Source organism: Ramlibacter sp. PS4R-6 (assembly GCF_037572775.1).
Classification (GTDB): domain Bacteria; phylum Pseudomonadota; class Gammaproteobacteria; order Burkholderiales; family Burkholderiaceae_C; genus Ramlibacter.
In genome coordinates, this window is record NZ_JBBHKA010000001.1 from 3,800,219 (window position 1) to 3,818,941 (window position 18,723).

Consider the following 18,723-nt stretch of genomic DNA (forward strand, 5'->3'; position numbering starts at 1 on the left):
CAAATGGATTTCGAATTCAGCGACGAACAGCAGCAACTGCGTGACGCCGTGCGCAAGTGGGTGGACCGCGGCTACGACTTCGAGAAGCGCCGCGGCATCGTGCGCGCGGGTGGCTTCGACAAGGCCGTGTACGGCCAGCTCGCCGAGCTGGGCCTGACGGGCCTGTATGTCCCCGACGACTTCGGCGGCATGGCCATGGGCCCGGTCGAAGGCATGGTGGTGATGGAAGAACTCGGCCGCGGCATCGTGATGGAGCCGGTGGCCCAGGCGCTCATCGCCGGCGCGACGCTGCAGGCCTACGCGCCGCAGGACGTGAAGGCGGCGTGGCTGCCGAAGATCGCCGGCGGCGAAGCCATCGTCGTGCTCGCGCACCACGAGCGCAAGGCACGCTGGAAGCTCGACGTGTGCGAGACGCGCGCCGAGAAGGCGGGCAGCGGCTGGCGGCTCACGGGCGAGAAGAGCGTGGTCCCGTTCGCCGACAAGGCCGATGCCTTCCTGGTCCCCGCGGTCGCCGACGGCAAGCTCGCCCTCTTCCTCGTCGAGAAGGGCGCGGCCGCCACGCGCGGCTACGTCACGCAGGACGGCAGCCGTGCCGGCGAGGTGAAGCTGAAGGACGCAGCGGCCACGCTCGTCACGCAAGATGGCCTGGCCGCGCTGGAGTACGCGGTCGACGTCGGCATCGCCGCCGCCTGCGCCGAAGGCGTGGGCGCCATGGACAAGACCATGGAACTGACGGTCGAGTACCTGAACACGCGCAAGCAGTTCGGCGTGACGCTCGCCACCTTCCAGGCGCTGCGCCACCGCGTCGCCGACATGAAGATGCAGCAGGAGCTCGCGCGCTCCATGAGCTACTACGCGACGCTGAAGCTCAACGCCCCGGCCGACGAGCGCCGCCGCGCGCTGTCACGCGCGAAGTACCAGCTGGGCGTCTCCATGCGCTTCATCGGCCAGCAGTCGGTGCAGATGCACGGCGGCATCGGCGTCACCGACGAGTACGCGGGCAGCCACTACTTCAAGAAGCTCACGCAGCTGGAGATGACCTTCGGCGACACATTGCACCACCTGGGCGAGGTTTCCGCGCGCATGCAAGACACCGCCGGCGTCTTCGCCTGAACGTCAAGGCGCGGGCCGCTGCGCGAAGAAGGTGTGCTCGGCGCCCGCGCGCGTGAAGGTCGTGGCCTCGGTCTGCGCGTCGCGGATGCAGCGCAGGGCCACTTTGACGCCGGCCTTCACGGCCAGCGAGCGCACGGGCCGGCCCCACTGGTAGCGGCGCACCACCACGACGTGGTCGGCGCCCTGGAAGCCCGGCAGGTCGGCGTGCGAGATCAACAGGTCCTCGAACAGCAGCCTGCCTTCGGCGCCCTCGCCGTCGCGCCACTGCAGCAGGCGCGACACCTGCGAATTCAGCGCCGTGCGATGCCGGTTCACTTCCGCGACGTCGATGCGGCCGTCGCGGTTGTCGTCGAAGCCGGTGAGCGCCGCCACGGGCACGGCGACCACCACGTACGCGGAGTCGCCCACCAGCCGCACCGCCCCCTGCCCGGCGGGCATCAGGTGCGCCGCCGCCGGGCGCGCCAGCGCCAGCATCAGTAACAGGACAGTCCAGAACCTGTTCACGGCTGCAGCGTGCCGTTGTACGAGGGCGTGCCCATCACGCAGCGCTGGATGTAGGGGTAGCCGTCGGTGATGTAGTAGTGGTAGATGCCGTTGGGGAACTCCGGCGTCACGCCATACCGCCCGTTGCACTGGTCGAGGTCGCCCAGCCCCAGCACGTACTCGTAGTCCTGCGTGAACGTGCCCATGGGCACCATCGCGGTGGACGGCCGCCCCGGGTTGGGCGTGGTCTTCTTGCGGTAGCTGGAGCTCATGACCTTCACGCCGCTCGACGCGTTGGTGGCCGTCTGGAAGCCGTAGCGCGCATAGATCGGGAAGCCGTCCGCCGCGAAGCCCACCAGCGTCATCGTCGACGTGCCCTTGCCCAGGCGCGTGATGTAGTTCTCCGGCATGCCGTGGTAGTGGTACGCGCCGTCGGGCTGCACGTGCGCGTTGTTGCTGTCCACGCCGAAGGGGAAGTAGGTCTGGTTCAGTGCCTCGATCCGCCACACGCCGGCGTTCTGGTAGCTCTCGGCCGTCGCGGGGTCGAACGGCACGCTGTTGTTCGCGTAGCCGATCTTGTGCTGCATCACCGTCGCCGCGCCGTTGGAGACCGGCGTCAGCGTATGGCTGTACTGCACGTTCACGGAGCCGATGCTGTTCGGGTTGCCGGCGTTGGGGAACGCGCCGACCGCATGGTCCGGCACGCCGTTGCCGGAGATCATGCGAAGGGTGGCGGAACACGTGATGTTGACCGTGCTGGTGATGTGGATCGTCGGGTTGGTGACGCTCTGGCTGAACGAGCAATAGACCGCGGCCGTGGAGTTGGCGGCCAGCGGCGTGACGCTGACGATGCCGGATGCGGCGCCCGTCCCCGCCGAATTGGTCGCCTTCACCGAACAGGAATACGACGTGGCGTTGGTCATGCCCAGGACGCCGACCGGGCTCGCCGCGCCTGTCCCCGTGCGCGCGACGCTGCCGCCGGTGCACGTGACCGTGTAGCCCGTGATCGCCGCGCCGCCGTCGGATGCCGGCGCCGTGAAGGCGATGCTGGCCGTGCCGTCGCCCGCGGTGGCCGTGCCAATCGTCGGCGCGCCGGGGACCGACACCGACGTGGTGAACGTCGTGTCGTTCACGCCGACCAGCGTCCTCGCCGCCGCGGTGTCGGTCGACGTCACCGCGGCGGCGATGGCCGCGCCGCGCGTGATGTTGTCGTTGGAGGTGTTGAAGTTCAGGCCCTGCTGCACGGCGAAGTACAGGCCCACCGAGTACTTGTTGTCGAGCAGGTTCGCGACCCAGCCCCAGGTTGCGTCGCCCTTGAAGGTGTGCGCCGAGCCCAGCATGCGTCGGATCAGGCTCCCGCGTGTCTCGTTCCCGTTGGCGAGCTCGCCGGCCCAGAAGTTCACGTCGGCGTCGGGCGGCGCGGTCGCGCCCGAGCGGCCCAGCACGTTGCTGTAGATGATCCGCACGAAGTCGGCGTTGGTCATCGTGGCGCTGTAGCCGGTGACCGAGGAGAACTGCACCGCCGCGCCGTAGAAGTTGTCGGCGATGGTGTCGATGGACATGCCCGCCTTGAACTGGTCGATCCAGTACGACAGGCCGTCGGCGTCGGGCACGCGGTTGAAGAAGGCGACGTACAGCTCGATCAGCAACTGCAGGTCGGCGGTCGCAAGGGTCTGCGACTTGTCGCCGATCGCCAGGTTGACGCTGTAGTCCGTGAAATTCAGCGAGCTGGCACCGGTGATGGTGTTCGTACCCTCCGTGCCGACGTTGTCCTTCACCACGAAGCCGGCGCTGGTGCGAGTGAGCGTGTAATTCGTGCGGTTGCCCGAGAAGGTGACGACGCCGTTCAAGGGTGTCGTCGAGGGCGCCCGGGGCGATTGCGCCACGAGCCCGTCGCCGCCGCCGCACCCGGCCAGGGCCAGGCACGCGATGAACGTGCTCCTGCGGATTGCATCCATGTCCCTCTCCTCAAGACTTTGGTACAAAGCCCGAAGGAATTCTGCTGCAACTCCTTCCCGAGAGAAATACCCCGCCCAGAGGAGCATCCATGACATCCCGCCGGCTATTCCTTGCATTCGCCGCCGCCCTGCTCGCGGCGTGCGCCACCGCCCCCGCCCCGCAGGCGGTCCCGCCCATCGTCTTCGTGCACGGGCACGGCGACCAGGCTTCGCAATGGCAGTCCACGATCTGGCGCTTCGAATCCAACGGCTGGCCGCGCGAGCGCCTGCACGCCATCGAGATGCCCTACCCGCTGGCGCGTGACGACGACTTGAAGGAGCAGCCGGGACGCAGTTCGACGGGCGAACACATGGCCTACCTGAAGTCCGAGGTGGAGAAGGTCATGGCGCGCACCGGCGCGCCGAAAGTCGTGCTGTTCGCCAGTTCGCGCGGGGGCAACGCCGTGCGCGACTACATCCAGAATGGCGGCGGCGAACGCACGGTGAGCCATGCCATCCTGGGCGGCACGCCGAACCACGGCGTGTGGGCCGTGACGATCGACGGCCTGCCGGATTCGAGCGAGTTTGCCGGGCACGGTCCCTTCCTCACCGCCCTGAACAAGCCGAAGAACGCCGCTGGCGACGAAGTCTCCGGGCCGGTGAAGTGGATGACGATCCGCTCGGACAGCAACGACAAGTTTGCACAGCCCGACGGGCTGTGGGTCGGCAAGCGCGGTGTCGCGACCGGCGTGACGCCGGCGAGCCCCGAACTCAAGGGCGCCAAGAACGTGGTGATCCCGCGCATCGACCACCGCGAGACCGCTTTCTCGCCGCAGGCTTTCGCGGCAGCGTACGAGTTCATCACCGGCAAGGCGCCGCAAACCACCGCGCCCGTGCCCGAGAACACCGTCGTGCTCAGGGGCCGCGTGACCGGCCTGGGCGTGTCGTCGACGGACCCGGCGTCCGGGAACTCGCAGAACAACCTGCCGGTGCCCGGTGCGAAGCTGGAGATGTTCGTGATCGATCCCATCCTCGGCGAACGCAAGGGCGCCGCGGTGTACTCGAAGCAGGTCGGCGCCGACGGCACGTGGGGCCCGTTCACGGCGCAACCCGATGCACGCTACGAATTCGCGGTCACGGCGCCGGGCTATGCCACGCTGCACGTCTACCGCAGCCCTTTCCCGCGCTCGAGCGACATCGTCAACCTGCGGCTGCGTCGCATTGCCGACGTCGACAAGAATGCCCCATCGATCGTGATCCTGGACCGCCCGCGCGGCTTCCTCGACCCGGTGCGCGACAAGATGGCCTTCGACGGCCAGACGCCGCCGCCGGGCGCCGTCATGGGCGCCGGCGTCGCCAGCTCGACCATCAAGCCCACCGGGATCCCGCGGGCCGTCGTGGCCGAGTTCAACGGCGAGCGCGTGGTCGGCCGCAGCTGGCCCGCCGCCGAAAACCACGTCAGCGTGCTGGAGCTGACCTACTGATTGTCGATTTCCGGCATCCTCGTTCGTCGTGCAGGCAGAGGGTCGTCCTCTGGCCGAAAGGAACCACCACCATGCCCAACACCGTCAAGCTCCACCGCGTCTTCACCGCGCCGCCGCAGCGCCTCTACAAGGCGTTCACCGACCCGGCCGCCATGTGCAAGTGGCTGCCGCCGCATGGCTTCACCGGCACCGTCCACCAGATGGACGCGAAGGTCGGCGGGCAGTGGCGCATGTCGTTCACGAACTTCTCCTCGGGCCGCGGCCACTCGTTCGGCGGCACCTACCTGGAGCTCGTACCCGGCGAGAAGCTGCGCTACACCTCGAAGTTCGACGACCCGAACCTGCCCGGCGAGATGACGACCACGGTCACGCTGAAGAAGGTGCTGGTCGGCACCGAGATGCACGTCATCCAGGAAGGCATCCCGGACGTGATCCCTGCCGAGGCGTGCTACCTCGGGTGGCAGGAATCGCTCACGCTCCTCAAGCTGCTCGCCGAGGCGGAAATCCCCGGCTAGGGCGCGCCGACGAGCTTCATGGTCACGGTCACCGTCACCGTGACACCGTCGATGCTGCAGGTCATCGGCATCGACATCGTGATCATCGGATTGGACAGGCCCACGTCGGTGCCGGTGAACTGCTGCGTTCCCGAGCAACCAGCCGGCAAGGGCGCGTTCACCGGCAACGTCAGCGAGTTGCCACCGAATCCGGCCGTCACGGTGATCGTGCCGTTGCCTTGCAGGCCCGGGGTATTGACTGCGGCTCGCTGGGTCTGCGTCGGGAACCCGGGGACCGTCACGACGACATTGATGCCGACGACCATGCCCGGGGTCGAGTAGTTGACGCCGTGGGCCCCGGGTTGCGTGATGTCGCCCTGCACGACCATGTTGATCACGCCGCCTCCCTGCCATGACGCATTGACGCTCGCCCCGTCGACGCTCGTGCTCACGCTCCCGCCCACGCCGATCGTGCCGGCCAGGCGTGTGGACCCGCCCGCGCCGACAACCGGTCGCGGCAGCTCGGCCGCCGCCCGGACGAAGGTGTCGGCCACGTGCGGCAGCACGACGTCCTGGACGAACGCCTGCCCGTTGCCAAGGGGATTGGCGGCATTCCTGAAGGTCCATCCGCTGCTCTGCGCAGCCTCGGTCTGCAGGTGCGCCAGGAAGACGTCGTCATTGGCGTAGCCGGCCGGCGGCGCATACGGGTTGGCGATGAAGGCGTTGGCTTCCTGGATCACTGCCGCGGGCAGGACGATGCTGCTGACGTCCATGTGCGTCCCGGTGCCGTGGTCCAGCGCATGGAGGATTTCCGCCGTCTTCAGGCCCACGGCGGTGCCATTGAGCTCCAGCACGGAGACGAACAGCGGCAACCCATTCATTTGCGGCAGGTTTGCCGAGCCCAGGTTGATGGCCCCATTGCGCGCGTCGATGGAAAAAGCGGCAGTCGCGTCGCCCGGGTCGCACTGGAAGCGGCCGGTCAGGTCGGTCATTCCCGATACGTTGGAGGGACCGCAAGCGAAGCGCACGCCCATCACGGCCCCATCCGTGAGGAATCCGTAGATGCCCGACGCGTTCGACCCCGGCGTCGTGATGCTGACGGCTGCAGACGAGGCGCCGGTCCCGATCGCATTCTTCGCCGCCGCGGTGCAGGCGTAGGTCGTGCCGCCGGTGAGGTCGCTCACGACGATCGTCTTGGTCGTGCCCGTCGCGGTGCGCGTGATGCCCCCGCCCGTGCACGACGCGGAGTAGCCGGTCACCGCAGACCCGCCGTCGAAGGCCGGTGCGGCGAAGGTGACCGTGGCCTTCCCCTCGCCCGCTGTCGCCGTGACCAGCGTCGGCGCGCCGGGGGCGAGCGTCAGCAGCGCGAACGACGGGTCGGTCACGCCCACGAGGGTGCGCGCGGAAGTCGTGCTGGTGGCGGTCACCGCCGCGGCAATCGCGGCGCCGCGCGTGATGTTGTCGCTGGAGGAGTTGTAGTTCAGCCCCTGCTGCACGGCGAAGTAGAAGCCCACCGCGAACTTGTTGTCCAGGAGGTTGGCCACCTTGCCCCAGGTCGCGTCGCCCTTGAAGGTATGCGCGGAACCGAGCATGACGCGGATCAGGCTGCCGCGTGTGTCGGTGTGGGTGTCCAGGCGATTGGCCCAGTAGTTCACGTCGGCGTCCGGCGGAGCCGAGGCGCCGGTGCGCCCCAGCACGTTCTTGTAGATGATGCGCACGAAGTCCGCGTTGGACATGCCGGCGCTGTAGCCCGTGACGGAGGAAAATTGCACCGCCGCGCCGTAGAAGTTGTCGGCGATCGTGTCGATCGAGCGGCCGGCCCGGAACTGGCCGATCCAGTACGACAGGCCATCCGCATCGGGCACGCGGTTGAAGAAGGCGATGTAGAGCTCCACGAGCAACTGCAGGTCGGCCTGCGAAAGCGCCGCGGCGTTGGCGCCGACACCCAGGTTCACCGTGTAGTCGGAGAAGGCGACCGAAGCCGTGCCCGCGGGCACCTGCGTGGACGTGCTGCCCACCTTCTGGGACACGGTGTAGCCCGACGCCGTCTGCTCGATGTTGTAGCTGTTGCGCTTGCCGCTGAAGGTCGGGATGGCCGCGGTGGCAGCCATGCGCACATCGGCACTGGGGGCGGCAGGTGGCTCGCCGCCGCCGCACGCCGACAGCAAGCCGAGCTGGACCACGACCGGTGCCAGCCATCCAGGGATGCGTTTCATGCGCGCCCTCCTCGCAGGAGAGGGCAAGATACGCCCGGGGTGCCCCAGGCGCAAGGGGACCCGCCCGGGAGGGGCCGAGCTCGCTACGAGTGCAGGCGGGAGTTCTTCGGCAGGTGCGCCATCAGGAACTCCATCTGGTCCGCCAGGATGCGGCGGTTGCGCAGGATGAAGTCCTCCCACAGGCTGGGCACATAAGGCGCGTACACCAGCGACATGTGCGCCTGCTCGGGCGTGCGGCTGCCCTTGCGGTGGTTGCAGGCCCGGCAGGCCGTCACCACGTTCATCCAGTGGTCCTTGCCGTTCTGCGCGAAGGGGATGATGTGCTCGCGGGTCAGCTCTTCCTCGTGGTGGTGGCTGCCGCAATAGGCGCAGACGTTGCGGTCGCGCGCGAAGAGCTTGCTGTTCGTGAGGCCCGGCTTCAGGTCGAAGGGGTTGATGTTGGGCACGCCCTTCGTGCCGATGATGCTGCTGACGGCGATCAGCGACTGGCGTCCGGTGACGGCGTTGTGGCCGCCGCGGAACACCGCGATCTCGCGGCCCGCCTCCCACCGCACCTCATCGGCGGCATAGTGCAGGACGGCCTGCTCCAGCGAGATCCACGACTGGGGCAGCCCCTGGGCCGACAACTTCAAGACCTTCAAGACACGGACTCCTTTCGGTGCATCGAACACATCCGGGAACGCTCTACAGCACAATATACCCTGATTTCGTGACCGGTCGCTCACGGCTGCCTGCGGGCCGTTGCGCAATCGGCACGAGCTGCTATCAAAACGATATCAAGGCACCGCCCGCCGCATGCACATCTTCCGAGGCTTCCACCATCCCGGCGTCGCGCCCGCGGCCGCCGTGACGATCGGCAACTTCGACGGCGTGCACCGCGGGCACCAGGCCATGCTGGCGCTGCTGAACAACGAGGCGAAGCACCGCGGCGTGCCCAGCTGCGTGCTCACCTTCGAGCCGCACCCGCGCGACTTCTTCGCGGCGCTGGCGCGCAAGCCGGAGCTCGCGCCCGCCCGCGTCGCCACGCTGCGCGACAAGCTCACGGAACTCGCGCGCTGCGGCGTCGACCAGACCGTCGTGCTCCCGTTCGACGCGCGGCTGTCGTCGCAGGTTCCCGGGGCCTTCATCGAGAACGTGCTGGTCCGGGGCCTGGGCGCGAAGTACGTGCTGGTCGGCGACGACTTCCGCTTCGGCGCCAAGCGGGCCGGCGACTACGCGATGCTCGATGCGGCCGGCGCCGCCAAGGGCTTCGACGTGGCGCGCATGAACAGCTACGAGGTGCACGGCCTGCGCGTGTCGAGTTCGGCCGTGCGCGAGGCCCTGGGCCGCGGCGACATGGACGCAACGGCGGCGCTGCTGGGGCGGCCCTACAGCATCAGCGGCCACGTGGTGCACGGTCGCAAGCTGGGGCGTGAGCTGGGCTTCAAGACGGTGAACCTTCGCTTCTCGCACTGGAAGCCGGCGGCCAGCGGCATCTTCGCCGTGCGCGTGCACGGCCTGGGCGACGCGCCGCTGGAAGGCGTGGCCAACCTCGGCATCCGGCCCTCGCTGGACCCGCAGGACGCCAACGGCGGCCGCGTGCTGCTGGAGACGCACTGCTTCGAGTGGCCGGCGCACCTCGGCGACGAGGGGGGCTACGGTAAAATCATCCGCGTGGAACTCCTGAACAAACTCCACGACGAGCTCAAGTACGACGGCCTCGATGCGCTGAAGCAAGGCATCGCCCGCGACAGCGAGCAGGCGCGCGCGTTCTTCGCGTCCACGCGCCGCCAGACGACGCGCGATCGAATTTAAGGCGGCCGGCGTCTTTCGACCGAAAGACACCGGATGCCGGTCGAGCCCGGCATGACAAGCACTCGTTCCGCTTTGCCGAGGATTCCATGACAGACAAGACCGATTACCGCGCCACCCTCAACCTGCCCGACACGCCCTTCCCCATGCGCGGCGACCTGCCCAGGCGCGAGCCGGGCTGGGTCAAGGAGTGGGAAGACCAGGGCCTGTACAAGAAGCTGCGCGCGGCGCGCTGCAACCACGAGAAGTTCGTGCTGCACGACGGCCCGCCGTACGCCAACGGCCAGATCCACATGGGCCACGCGGTCAACAAGATCCTGAAGGACATGATCGTGAAGGCGCGCCAGCTCAAGGGCCTGGACGCGGCCTACATCCCGGGCTGGGACTGCCACGGCCTGCCCATCGAGAACGCCATCGAGAAGCAGTTCGGCCGCAACCTGTCGCGCGACGAGATGCAGGCCAAGAGCCGCGCGTACGCCACCGAGCAGATCGGCATCCAGATGGGCGACTTCAAGCGCCTGGGCGTGCTGGGCGACTGGGACCACCCGTACCGCACGATGGATTTCGTGAACGAGGCGGCCGAGATCCGCGCGTTCAAGCGCGTGATCGAGCGTGGCTTCGTCTACCGGGGCCTCAAGCCCGTGTACTGGTGCTTCGACTGCGGCTCGTCGCTGGCCGAATTCGAGATCGAGTACGCCGACAAGAAGTCGCAGACGCTCGACGTGGGCTTCGCCGCCGACGAGCCGAAGAAGGTGCTCGACGCCTTCGGGCTCGACAAGGCGCCCAAGAAGGACATCTTCGCGATGATCTGGACCACCACCGCGTGGACCATCCCCGCGAACCAGGCGCTCAACCTGAATCCCGAAATCATCTACGCGCTGGTGGACACCGAACGCGGGATGATCATCGTGGCCGAGACGCTGGTGGAGGCCGTGCTCAAGCGCTACGGCCTGCACGGCAAGGTGCTGTCCACGGTGGAAGGCGAGGCGCTGGCCGGGCTGAACTTCCGCCACCCGCTGTATGACGTGGACGCCGGCTACAAGCGCCTGTCCCCCGTGTACCTCGCCGACTACGCGACGGCCGAGGACGGCACCGGCATCGTCCACTCGTCGCCCGCCTACGGCCTGGACGACTTCAACTCGTGCATCGCGCACGGCCTCGCGTACGACGCCATCCTCAATCCCGTGCAGGGCAACGGCTCGTACGCGCCGGACTTCCCGCTGTTCGGCGGCCTGAACATCTGGAAGGCCGTGCCCGTGATCATCGACAAGATCAAGGAAGCCGGGCGCCTGTTCGCCACCGAAGGCATCACGCACAGCTACCCGCACTGCTGGCGCCACAAGACGCCGGTGATCTACCGCGCGGCGGCGCAGTGGTTCATCCGCATGGACGAGGGTGAAGGCGTCTTCACCAAGGACAAGGCGCCCAAGACGCTGCGCCAGATGGCGCTCGATGCGATCGAGGAAACGGGCTTCTACCCCGAGAACGGCAAGGCGCGCCTGCGCGACATGATCGCGGGCCGCCCGGACTGGTGCATCTCGCGCCAGCGCAGCTGGGGCGTGCCCCTGCCCTTCTTCCTGCACAAGGATTCGGGCGAATTGCATCCGAAGACGATGGAAATCCTCGACATCGCCGCCGGCATGGTCGAGAAGGGCGGCATCGAGGCGTGGAGCAAGGCCACGACCGAGGACATCCTGGCGCGCGTGGGCGCAGGCGCCGATGCGCCCGCGTACACCAAGAGCAACGACATCCTCGAGGTGTGGTTCGACTCGGGCACCACGCACACCACGGTGCTGCGCACCTCGCACGAAGGCTCGGCGCACGAGAGCGGCCCCGAGGCCGACCTGTACCTCGAAGGCCACGACCAGCACCGCGGCTGGTTCCACTCGTCGCTGCTCACGGCCTGCGCCATGTACGGCCGCGCGCCCTACCGCGGCCTGCTCACGCACGGCTTCACGGTCGATGCGCAGGGCCGCAAGATGAGCAAGTCGCTGGGCAACGGCATCGAGCCGCAGGAAGTGAACAAGAAGCTCGGCGCGGAGATCGTGCGCCTGTGGGTGGCCGCGTCCGACTACTCGGGCGACATCGCCGGCGACGACAAGATCCTCGCGCGCGTGGTGGACGCCTACCGCCGCATCCGCAACACGCTCCGCTTCCTGCTGGCGAACACCAGCGACTTCGATCCCGCGAAGGACGCCGTGCCGGTGGCCGAGATGTTCGAGATCGACCGCTATGCGCTGTCGCGCGCGGCCGAGTTCCAGCAGGAGGTGCTGGCGCACTACGAGGTGTACGAGTTCCACCCCGTCGTCGCCAAGCTGCAGGTGTACTGCTCCGAGGACCTGGGCGCGTTCTACCTGGACGTGCTGAAGGACCGCCTGTACACCACCCCGCCCAAGTCGCTGGCGCGGCGCAGCGCGCAGACGGCGCTGTGGAACATCACGCACGCCATGCTGCGCTGGATGGCGCCTTTCCTGTCTTTCACGGCCGAAGAAGCCTGGAAGATCTTCGGCAGCTCCGAATCGATCTTCCTGGAGACCTACGCCGAGATCGGTGCACCCGACGCGGCGCTGATCGGCAAGTGGACGCGCATCCGCGCGGCCCGCGAGATGGTCAACAAGGAAATCGAGTCGCTGCGCGAGGCCGGCCAGGTCGGCTCGTCGCTGCAGGCCACCGTGGACCTCACCGTGCCCATGCACCAGCACCCGGAGCTCTTCGAAGCCCTCGCAAGCCTGGAGGACGACCTGCGTTTCGTCTTCATCACGTCGAAGGCCGAGGTGGAGGCGGGCGAACAGATGTCGATCAGCGTCAAGCCCTCGCTGGGCGTCAAGTGCGAGCGCTGCTGGCACTGGCGCGAGGACGTCGGCAGCGACAAGGCGCATCCGCTCATTTGCGGCCGTTGCTCGTCGAACCTGTTCGGCGCAGGCGAAGCGAGGAAGTTCGCCTGATGGCCCGCGGCAGCACGCAGGGCAGCTGGATGCCTTGGCTGGCGCTTGCGCTGGCCATCTTCCTCCTCGACCAGCTCACCAAGGTCATGATCCTGGGCTACTACCGGCTGGGCGACTCGACCTACGTCACGAGCTTCTTCAACGTCGTGCGCGCGCACAACACGGGCGCCGCCTTCTCGTTCCTCGCGGCCGCCTCGGGCTGGCAGCGCTGGCTGTTCACCGGCATCGGCATCGCGGCGGCGATCTTCATCGTCTACCTGCTGCGCTCGCACGCGGGCCAGAGGCTCTTTTCCTTCTCGCTCGCCTGCATCCTGGGCGGGGCGGTGGGCAACGTGGTCGACCGCCTGGTCCACGGCTACGTGGTGGACTTCATCCAGGTCCACTGGAGCAACACGTATTACTTCCCGGCCTTCAACGTGGCCGACAGCGCCATCACCATCGGCGCCGTGTGTCTGATCCTCGACGAATTGCGCAGGATCCGGCGCACGGGTTAATACCGTCGGCGCGCGGCGGGGCGTATAGTTGATCAGTCAACGATGAAGCACCTGCTCAATCTCCTGGCGGCGATCGCGCTGCTGGTCTGGGGCACCCAGCTCGTGCGCGCCGGCATCCTGCGCGTCTTCGGCGCCAACCTCCGCAACGTGATCGCGCACAGCGTGGCCAACCGCTGGGCCGCGCTCATTTCCGGGCTGGGCGTCACCGCGCTGGTCCAGTCCAGCACCGCCACCGCCCTCATCGTCTCCTCCTTCGTCGGGCAAGGGCTGGTTGCCCTGCCGCTGGCGCTGGCCGTGATGCTGGGCGCGGACATCGGCACCAGCCTGATGGCCGTGGTCTTCTCCTTCGACCTGTCGTGGCTGTCGCCGCTGTTCATCTTCGTCGGCGTGGTCTTCTACGTGTCGCGCCAGGCCACCCTCGTCGGGCGCATCGGGCGCATCTTCATCGGCCTGGGCCTGATGCTGCTGGCGCTGCGGCTGGTGCAGTCGTCCACGGAGATCATCACGCAGTCGCCGGTGGTGAAGGGCCTGCTCAACTCGATCTCCAGCGACCTGCTGCTGGAGATCACGGTGGGCGCCTTCCTGTCCGTCATCTCCTATTCGAGCCTGGCCATCGTGCTGCTCACGGCCACCATGGCGCATACCGGCCTGGTCCCGCTCGAGTCCGCGATGGGCCTGGTGCTGGGCGCCAACCTCGGCAGCGGGCTGCTGGCCGTGCTCACCACGGCCAAGGCCACCGTGGAAGTGCGGCAGGTGCCCGTGGGCAACCTGGTCTTCAAGGGCATCGGCGTGCTGCTGATGGCGCCGCTGGCCGGCCTGTGGCTGCGCCACGTGCGCCCCTACGTCAACGACCCGGCGACGCTGGTGGTGCTGTTCCACCTGTGCTTCAACGTAGCCGTGTCCATCGTCTTCATCGGCTTCACGCACATCGTCGCGCGATGGGTCGAGGCCTGGCTGCCCAAGCCCGACAAGTCGCGCGTGTCGGGGCGGCCGCACCACCTCGACCCTTCGGCCCTCGCAACGCCGTCCCTGGCGATCTCCTGCGCGGCGCGGGAGGCGCTGCACCAGGCCGACGTGGTGGAGACCATGCTGGTCGGCCTGCTGCAGGTGATCCGCAACAACGACCTGCGCCTGGCCGAAGACCTGCGCAAGCTCGACGACCAGGTCGACGAGCTGTACTCGGCCATCAAGTACTACCTGACCAAGATCTCGCGCGAGGCGCTGGGCGAGGAGGAAAGCCGCCGCTGGACCGACATCATCAGCTTCACCATCAACATGGAGCAGGTGGGCGACATCATCGAGCGCGTGATCATCGACGTCGAGGACAAGAAGATCAAGAAGGGCCGCAGCTTCTCCGATGCCGGCATGGCCGAGATCTGCGAGCTGCACGCGCGCCTGATCGACAACCTGCGCCTGGGCATGAGCGTGTTCCTCAACGGCTCGGTGCGCGACGCGCAGAAGCTCCTCGAGGAGAAGGCGCGCTTCCGCGACCTGGAGCGCGCCTATGCCTCCACGCACCTCACGCGGCTGTCGGGCAACACGCCGCAAAGCATCGAGACGAGTTCGCTGCACATCGACCTGATCAGCGACCTCAAGCGCATCAATTCGCACATCTGCTCGATCGCCTACCCGATCCTGGATTCGGCCGGCGCGCTCGCGCCGAACCGCCTGCGCCAGCAGGAGCCCGCGCCCGACGGCGCGATGCTGATGCCGAAGTGACCTTCGCGTACGCGAAGGTCATCCCGGCGCAGGCCGGGATCCAGTGTCTCAGGTGACGTCCTCACGCACGGTGAGGCAGTACGCCACCAGCTTCTCGATCTCCGTCGATTTGTCGAACACCGCATCGGCGCCGAGCTGAGCGCAGCGCGAGCGGATGTCCTGGGTGGCGTGGTTGGAGAGCACGACGAGCTTCTGCGTCGGCTTGCGCGCGCGGCAGGCGGCGACGACGTTCAGGCCGTTGCCCTCCTTGAGGAAGAGGTCGACGATGGCGAGGTCCCAGTGGTCGTCGTTCGCGGCCAGCCAGCTCTTGCCTTCCTGCTCGGTGTCGGCCGTGCCCACGGATTCGACCTCGGCCAGCTCCGCCAGCGTCTCGATGAGGTTGTCGCGGATGGTGGGACTGTCCTCGACGATGTAAGTGCGGAACGGCATGAGCTGGTGTCTCCCTCTTGGAGCCACTCTAGGAACGGAAGTGAGGGCGCGCTGCCGTCCCGCGCAGGCGATGCCTGTAGTCATCCGCTGGCAACGCGGTCAACCCGCGGATTCAGTCAACACCACGGCCGCTTCGAGCGTGAATTCGTCATTCATGAGCTTCGCGGCGACGGCGGGCTCGTCCAGCAAGGCGAACTGTTCGACTTCACCGTCGAGGTTGCGCGGGGCCACGCCATCGGGAACCGTGCAGCGGTACCAGTCGATCCATTCGACGATGTAGCCCGCGGGCGGCGTGGGGCGGCGCGTGAGCACGCGGCCGCCGTGGCGCAGGTCGCGCAGCTGCGAAAGCGCCAGCCCCGCTTCTTCCATCGTCTCGCGTTCGAGCGCGGTGGCGAGCGTCTCGGATAAGGGGATCATCCCGCCCATCAGCGTGTCCCACAGGCCGGGGTCGTTCGCTTTCGAGAAGGACCGCTGCTGCACCCAGTGCCGACCGTCGGGTGCGAACCCCGCCATGTGCACGGCGAAGGTGGTGACGCCCAGGGGCCGCACGGCCGCACGCTCGACCGAACCGAGCACGCGCCCCGCTTCGTCGGTGACCGCCAGCTGCTCGTCGCGCCACGACGGGTGCGCGATGCCGGCCTTGTGCAGGGCGCGCGCGATCGTGTCCAGCGTGGCCGTGAGTTCGCCTTGCACCTGCCAGCCGCCGCCGTGTTCGCGGATGACCGATGCAGGCAAGGCGAGATGGGGAAAGACGTGCGGCTCGACGCTGCCGATGCGCGCATCGCCCGCGAACAGCGGCACTCGCGGGGAGCGCGGCGCCACGTCCCGCAACTGCGCCAGCCGCGCGCGGTACGCCGCGTCGAGCGCCAGGCTCACAGCGTGAGGATGGTCGACCCGGTGGTCTTGCGCGCTTCCAGGTCCTTGTGCGCCTGCTGCACGTTCTCCAGCGGGTAGCGCTGCGCGATGCGGATCTTCACCTTGCCGCTGGTCACGGCGTCGAAGAGGTCGTCGGCCATCTGCTGGCAGGTCTCGCGCGTGGCGATGTGCGTGAACAGCGTCTGGCGCGTGACGAAGAGCGAACCCTTGGGCCCGAGGATGCCGGGCGCGAACGGCGGCACCGGGCCGGACGAATTGCCGAAGCTCGCCATGATGCCCAGCGGCCGCAGGCAGTCGAGCGATTTCTCCCACGTGTCCTTACCCACCGAGTCGTAGACGATCTTCACGCCCTTGCCGCCGGTGATCTCCTTCACGCGCGCGAGGAAGTCTTCCTTCGCGTAGTTGATCATGTGCGCGGCGCCGTGCTCCTTCGCCAGCGCGCACTTCTCGTCGCTGCCCGCGGTGCCGATCATCTCGTAGCCCAGGGCCTTGCCCCACTGCACGGCGATGAGGCCGACGCCGCCGGCCGCGGCGTGGAACAGCACGTGGTCGCCCTTCTGCAGCTGCCCCAGCGACGAGCGCTTGAGCAGGTACTGCGCCGTCAGGCCCTTGAGCATCATCGCGGCCGCCGTGTCGAAGTCGATCGCATCGGGGATCTTGCAGACGTGCTTGGCGTTCATCACGCGCGCCTCGCAGTACGAACCCGGCGAGTTCGTCGCATACGCCGCGCGGTCGCCCGCCTTCAGGTGCGTGACGCCCTCGCCCACGGCCTCGACGATGCCCGAGCCTTCGCCGCCGATGCCCGCGGGCAGCGGCAGCGGGTACAGGCCGGTGCGGTGGTACACGTCGATGAAGTTCAGGCCCACGGCCTTGTGGCGGATGCGGATCTCGCCGGGGCCGGGCTCGCCGACCTTCACGTCGACGAGTTTCAGTTCTTCGGGTCCGCCGGTCTTCTGGATCTGGATGGCGCGCGTCATGCTGTTGTCCTCTTGAAAGCAATGCGGCGCCATCGTACGGCTAAAGTCGGGCCCTCGCATGGACTCACGCCTTAACCTTCGAACCGCCGCGCTGCTCACCGTCCCGCCGCTGCTGTGGGCCGGCAACGCCGTCACCGGGCGCCTCGTCAACGGCCTTGTGCCGCCGATCACGCTCAACTTCCTGCGCTGGTTCTTCGCCTTCCTGATCCTGCTGCCGCTGGCGGGCTGGGTGATGCGCCGCTCGAGCCCGCTGTGGCCGCACTGGAAACGTTTCGCGCTACTCGGGCTGCTCGGCGTGGGCTGCTACAACGCGCTGCAGTACCTGGCGCTGAAGACCTCGACGCCGCTCAACGTGACGCTGGTGGCCGCCAGCACGCCCATCTGGATGCTCTTCGTCGGCGCCTGGTTCTTCGGCCAGCGCATCACGAGCCGGCAGATGGCGGGCGCGGTGCTGTCGATCGCCGGCGTGCTGGTCGTGCTCAGCCATGGCGACTGGGACGCGCTGCTGCAGGTGCGCCTGGTGCCCGGCGACTTCTACGTGCTGCTCGCAACCTTCGCGTGGGCCTTCTACAGCTGGCTGCTGATCCGCCCCGGCGACCCGCCGGAGATCCGCGGCGACTGGGCCGCATTCCTCATGGCGCAGATGGTGTTCGGGCTGGGCTGGTCGCTGCTGTTCGCCGCCGGCGAGTGGAGCGCCGGCATCACGCACATCGAGTGGGGCTGGCCGCTCGCCGTCGCGCTGGCCTATGTCGCCATCGGCCCCGCGATCCTTGCCTACCGCTGCTGGGGCATCGGCGTGCAGCGCGTGGGCCCGACCATCGCGGCGTTCTTTTCCAACCTCACGCCGCTGTTCGCCGCCGTGATGTCGGCCACGATGCTCGGCGAGCTGCCGCACGTGTACCACGCCATCGCGTTCGTGCTGATCGTGGGCGGGATCGTGGTGTCGTCGCAGCGGCGCTAGTACGTGCCCGGGTAGGCGCCCCCGTCGATCAGCACGTTCTGCCCCGTGATGTAGCTCGCGTGCGCGCTGCACAGGAACGCGCAGGTGGCGCCGAATTCGTCGGACGTGCCGAAGCGCGCGGCCGGGATGGTCTTGCGGCGGGCGTCGGCGATCTCGTCCATCGACTTGCCGGTCTTCTTCACCGCGCCTTCCATCGTCGCCTTCAGCCGGTCGGTGTCGAACGCGCCGGGCAGCAGGTTGTTGATGGTGACGTTGGCCGAAGCCAGCTTCGCCGTGCGCGCAAGCCCCGCGACGAAACCGGTGAGCCCGCTGCGCGCGCCGTTGGACAGGCCGAGGATGTCGATGGGCGCCTTCACCGCGCTCGACGTGATGTTGACGACGCGGCCGAAGCCGCGCGCCGCCATGCCGTCGACGGTGGCCTTCATCAGTTCGATGGGCGTGAGCATGTTGGCGTCCACCGCCTTCAGCCACGCCTCGCGCGTCCATTCACGGAAGTCGCCGGGTGGCGGCCCGCCGGCGTTGGTCACGACGATGTCCCACTCGCGGCGGACCGCGAAGACCTTCTCGCGCCCCTCGGCGGTGGTGATGTCCACCGCGACGTGCTGCACGGCGGTGTCCTTCGGCCGCAACGGGTCCGCAATCAGCTTCTCGACGGCGGCCTCCAGCGCCTCGGCGCCGCGCGCGACGACGAGCACGTGCACGCCCTCGCGCACCAGCGCCTGGGCGCAGCCGAACCCCAATCCCTTGCTGGCGCCGCACACCAGCGCCCACTTGCCCGCAATACCCATATCCATGACAATCAGC

The 18,723-nt window shown here is 68.0% G+C and carries 16 protein-coding genes; 8 read left to right on the top strand and 8 right to left on the bottom strand.

Going from position 1 to position 18,723, the window contains the following annotated elements; all coding sequences use genetic code 11:
• Nucleotides 1-3: 3 nt before the first annotated feature.
• Nucleotides 4-1,113 carry an acyl-CoA dehydrogenase family protein gene (locus WG903_RS18960; RefSeq protein ID WP_340078137.1) on the top strand — a complete coding sequence of 370 codons (1,110 nt, stop codon included), beginning with the start codon at nucleotides 4-6 and terminating at the stop codon, nucleotides 1,111-1,113.
• A 3-nt stretch (nucleotides 1,114-1,116) separates the two neighbouring features.
• Here WG903_RS18960 and WG903_RS18965 read toward each other — a convergent pair whose 3' ends face one another.
• The gene (locus WG903_RS18965) at nucleotides 1,117-1,587 is read right to left on the bottom strand and encodes a hypothetical protein (protein ID WP_340078138.1); all 471 of its coding nucleotides are present in this window, start codon (nucleotides 1,585-1,587) and stop codon (nucleotides 1,117-1,119) included.
• A gap of 26 nt (nucleotides 1,588-1,613) precedes the next feature.
• A complete protein-coding gene (locus WG903_RS18970; protein ID WP_340078139.1) occupies nucleotides 1,614-3,554 on the bottom strand; it encodes a YHYH protein in 1,941 nt (646 codons plus the stop codon).
• 89 nt (nucleotides 3,555-3,643) lie between these two features.
• Between WG903_RS18970 and WG903_RS18975 the strand changes: the two genes are divergently transcribed.
• Nucleotides 3,644-5,017 (top strand): twin-arginine translocation pathway signal, encoded by a 1,374-nt coding sequence (locus tag WG903_RS18975; RefSeq protein WP_340078140.1) that lies wholly within the window; start codon nucleotides 3,644-3,646, stop codon nucleotides 5,015-5,017.
• Between the two features lie 71 nt (nucleotides 5,018-5,088).
• A complete protein-coding gene (locus WG903_RS18980; protein WP_340078141.1) occupies nucleotides 5,089-5,532 on the top strand; it encodes an SRPBCC family protein in 444 nt (147 codons plus the stop codon).
• On the opposite strand, the gene WG903_RS18985 is transcribed toward WG903_RS18980, so the two are convergent.
• Nucleotides 5,529-7,727, bottom strand: coding sequence for a DUF4214 domain-containing protein (locus WG903_RS18985; RefSeq protein ID WP_340078142.1), 2,199 nt, complete (start codon nucleotides 7,725-7,727; stop codon nucleotides 5,529-5,531). The two genes, WG903_RS18980 and WG903_RS18985, sit on opposite strands and share 4 nt — an antisense overlap.
• 83 nt (nucleotides 7,728-7,810) lie before the next feature.
• Complete coding sequence (locus WG903_RS18990) at nucleotides 7,811-8,368, bottom strand: HNH endonuclease (protein WP_340078143.1); 558 nt, start codon at nucleotides 8,366-8,368, stop codon at nucleotides 7,811-7,813.
• Between the two features lie 154 nt (nucleotides 8,369-8,522).
• Between WG903_RS18990 and WG903_RS18995 the strand changes: the two genes are divergently transcribed.
• From WG903_RS18995 to WG903_RS19010, 4 genes are all read left to right on the top strand, one after another.
• Complete coding sequence (locus tag WG903_RS18995) at nucleotides 8,523-9,521, top strand: bifunctional riboflavin kinase/FAD synthetase (RefSeq protein WP_340078144.1); 999 nt, start codon at nucleotides 8,523-8,525, stop codon at nucleotides 9,519-9,521.
• 86 nt (nucleotides 9,522-9,607) lie between these two features.
• A complete protein-coding gene (ileS, locus tag WG903_RS19000; RefSeq protein WP_340078145.1) occupies nucleotides 9,608-12,463 on the top strand; it encodes an isoleucine--tRNA ligase in 2,856 nt (951 codons plus the stop codon).
• Nucleotides 12,463-12,957, top strand: a complete 495-nt coding sequence (lspA, locus tag WG903_RS19005) for a signal peptidase II (protein ID WP_340078146.1) — start codon at nucleotides 12,463-12,465, stop codon at nucleotides 12,955-12,957. Before ileS ends, lspA begins: the two co-directional genes overlap by 1 nt.
• A 42-nt stretch (nucleotides 12,958-12,999) precedes the next feature.
• Nucleotides 13,000-14,676, top strand: coding sequence for a Na/Pi cotransporter family protein (locus WG903_RS19010; RefSeq protein ID WP_340078147.1), 1,677 nt, complete (start codon nucleotides 13,000-13,002; stop codon nucleotides 14,674-14,676).
• Between the two features lie 48 nt (nucleotides 14,677-14,724).
• On the opposite strand, the gene WG903_RS19015 is transcribed toward WG903_RS19010, so the two are convergent.
• The 3 genes from WG903_RS19015 to WG903_RS19025 form a co-directional block, all read right to left on the bottom strand.
• Nucleotides 14,725-15,105: a response regulator gene (locus tag WG903_RS19015; RefSeq protein WP_340078148.1), complete on the bottom strand. Its 381-nt coding sequence runs from the start codon at nucleotides 15,103-15,105 to the stop codon at nucleotides 14,725-14,727.
• Between the two features lie 99 nt (nucleotides 15,106-15,204).
• Complete coding sequence (locus WG903_RS19020; RefSeq protein ID WP_340078149.1) at nucleotides 15,205-15,981, bottom strand: NUDIX hydrolase; 777 nt, start codon at nucleotides 15,979-15,981, stop codon at nucleotides 15,205-15,207.
• A complete protein-coding gene (locus WG903_RS19025; protein WP_340078150.1) occupies nucleotides 15,978-16,958 on the bottom strand; it encodes a quinone oxidoreductase family protein in 981 nt (326 codons plus the stop codon). Before WG903_RS19025 ends, WG903_RS19020 begins: the two co-directional genes overlap by 4 nt.
• A gap of 58 nt (nucleotides 16,959-17,016) precedes the next feature.
• Between WG903_RS19025 and WG903_RS19030 the strand changes: the two genes are divergently transcribed.
• Nucleotides 17,017-17,919 (top strand): DMT family transporter, encoded by a 903-nt coding sequence (locus tag WG903_RS19030; RefSeq protein WP_340078151.1) that lies wholly within the window; start codon nucleotides 17,017-17,019, stop codon nucleotides 17,917-17,919.
• Here WG903_RS19030 and WG903_RS19035 read toward each other — a convergent pair.
• Complete coding sequence (locus tag WG903_RS19035) at nucleotides 17,916-18,713, bottom strand: SDR family oxidoreductase (RefSeq protein ID WP_340078152.1); 798 nt, start codon at nucleotides 18,711-18,713, stop codon at nucleotides 17,916-17,918. The two genes, WG903_RS19030 and WG903_RS19035, sit on opposite strands and share 4 nt — an antisense overlap.
• Nucleotides 18,714-18,723: the final 10 nt, after the last annotated feature.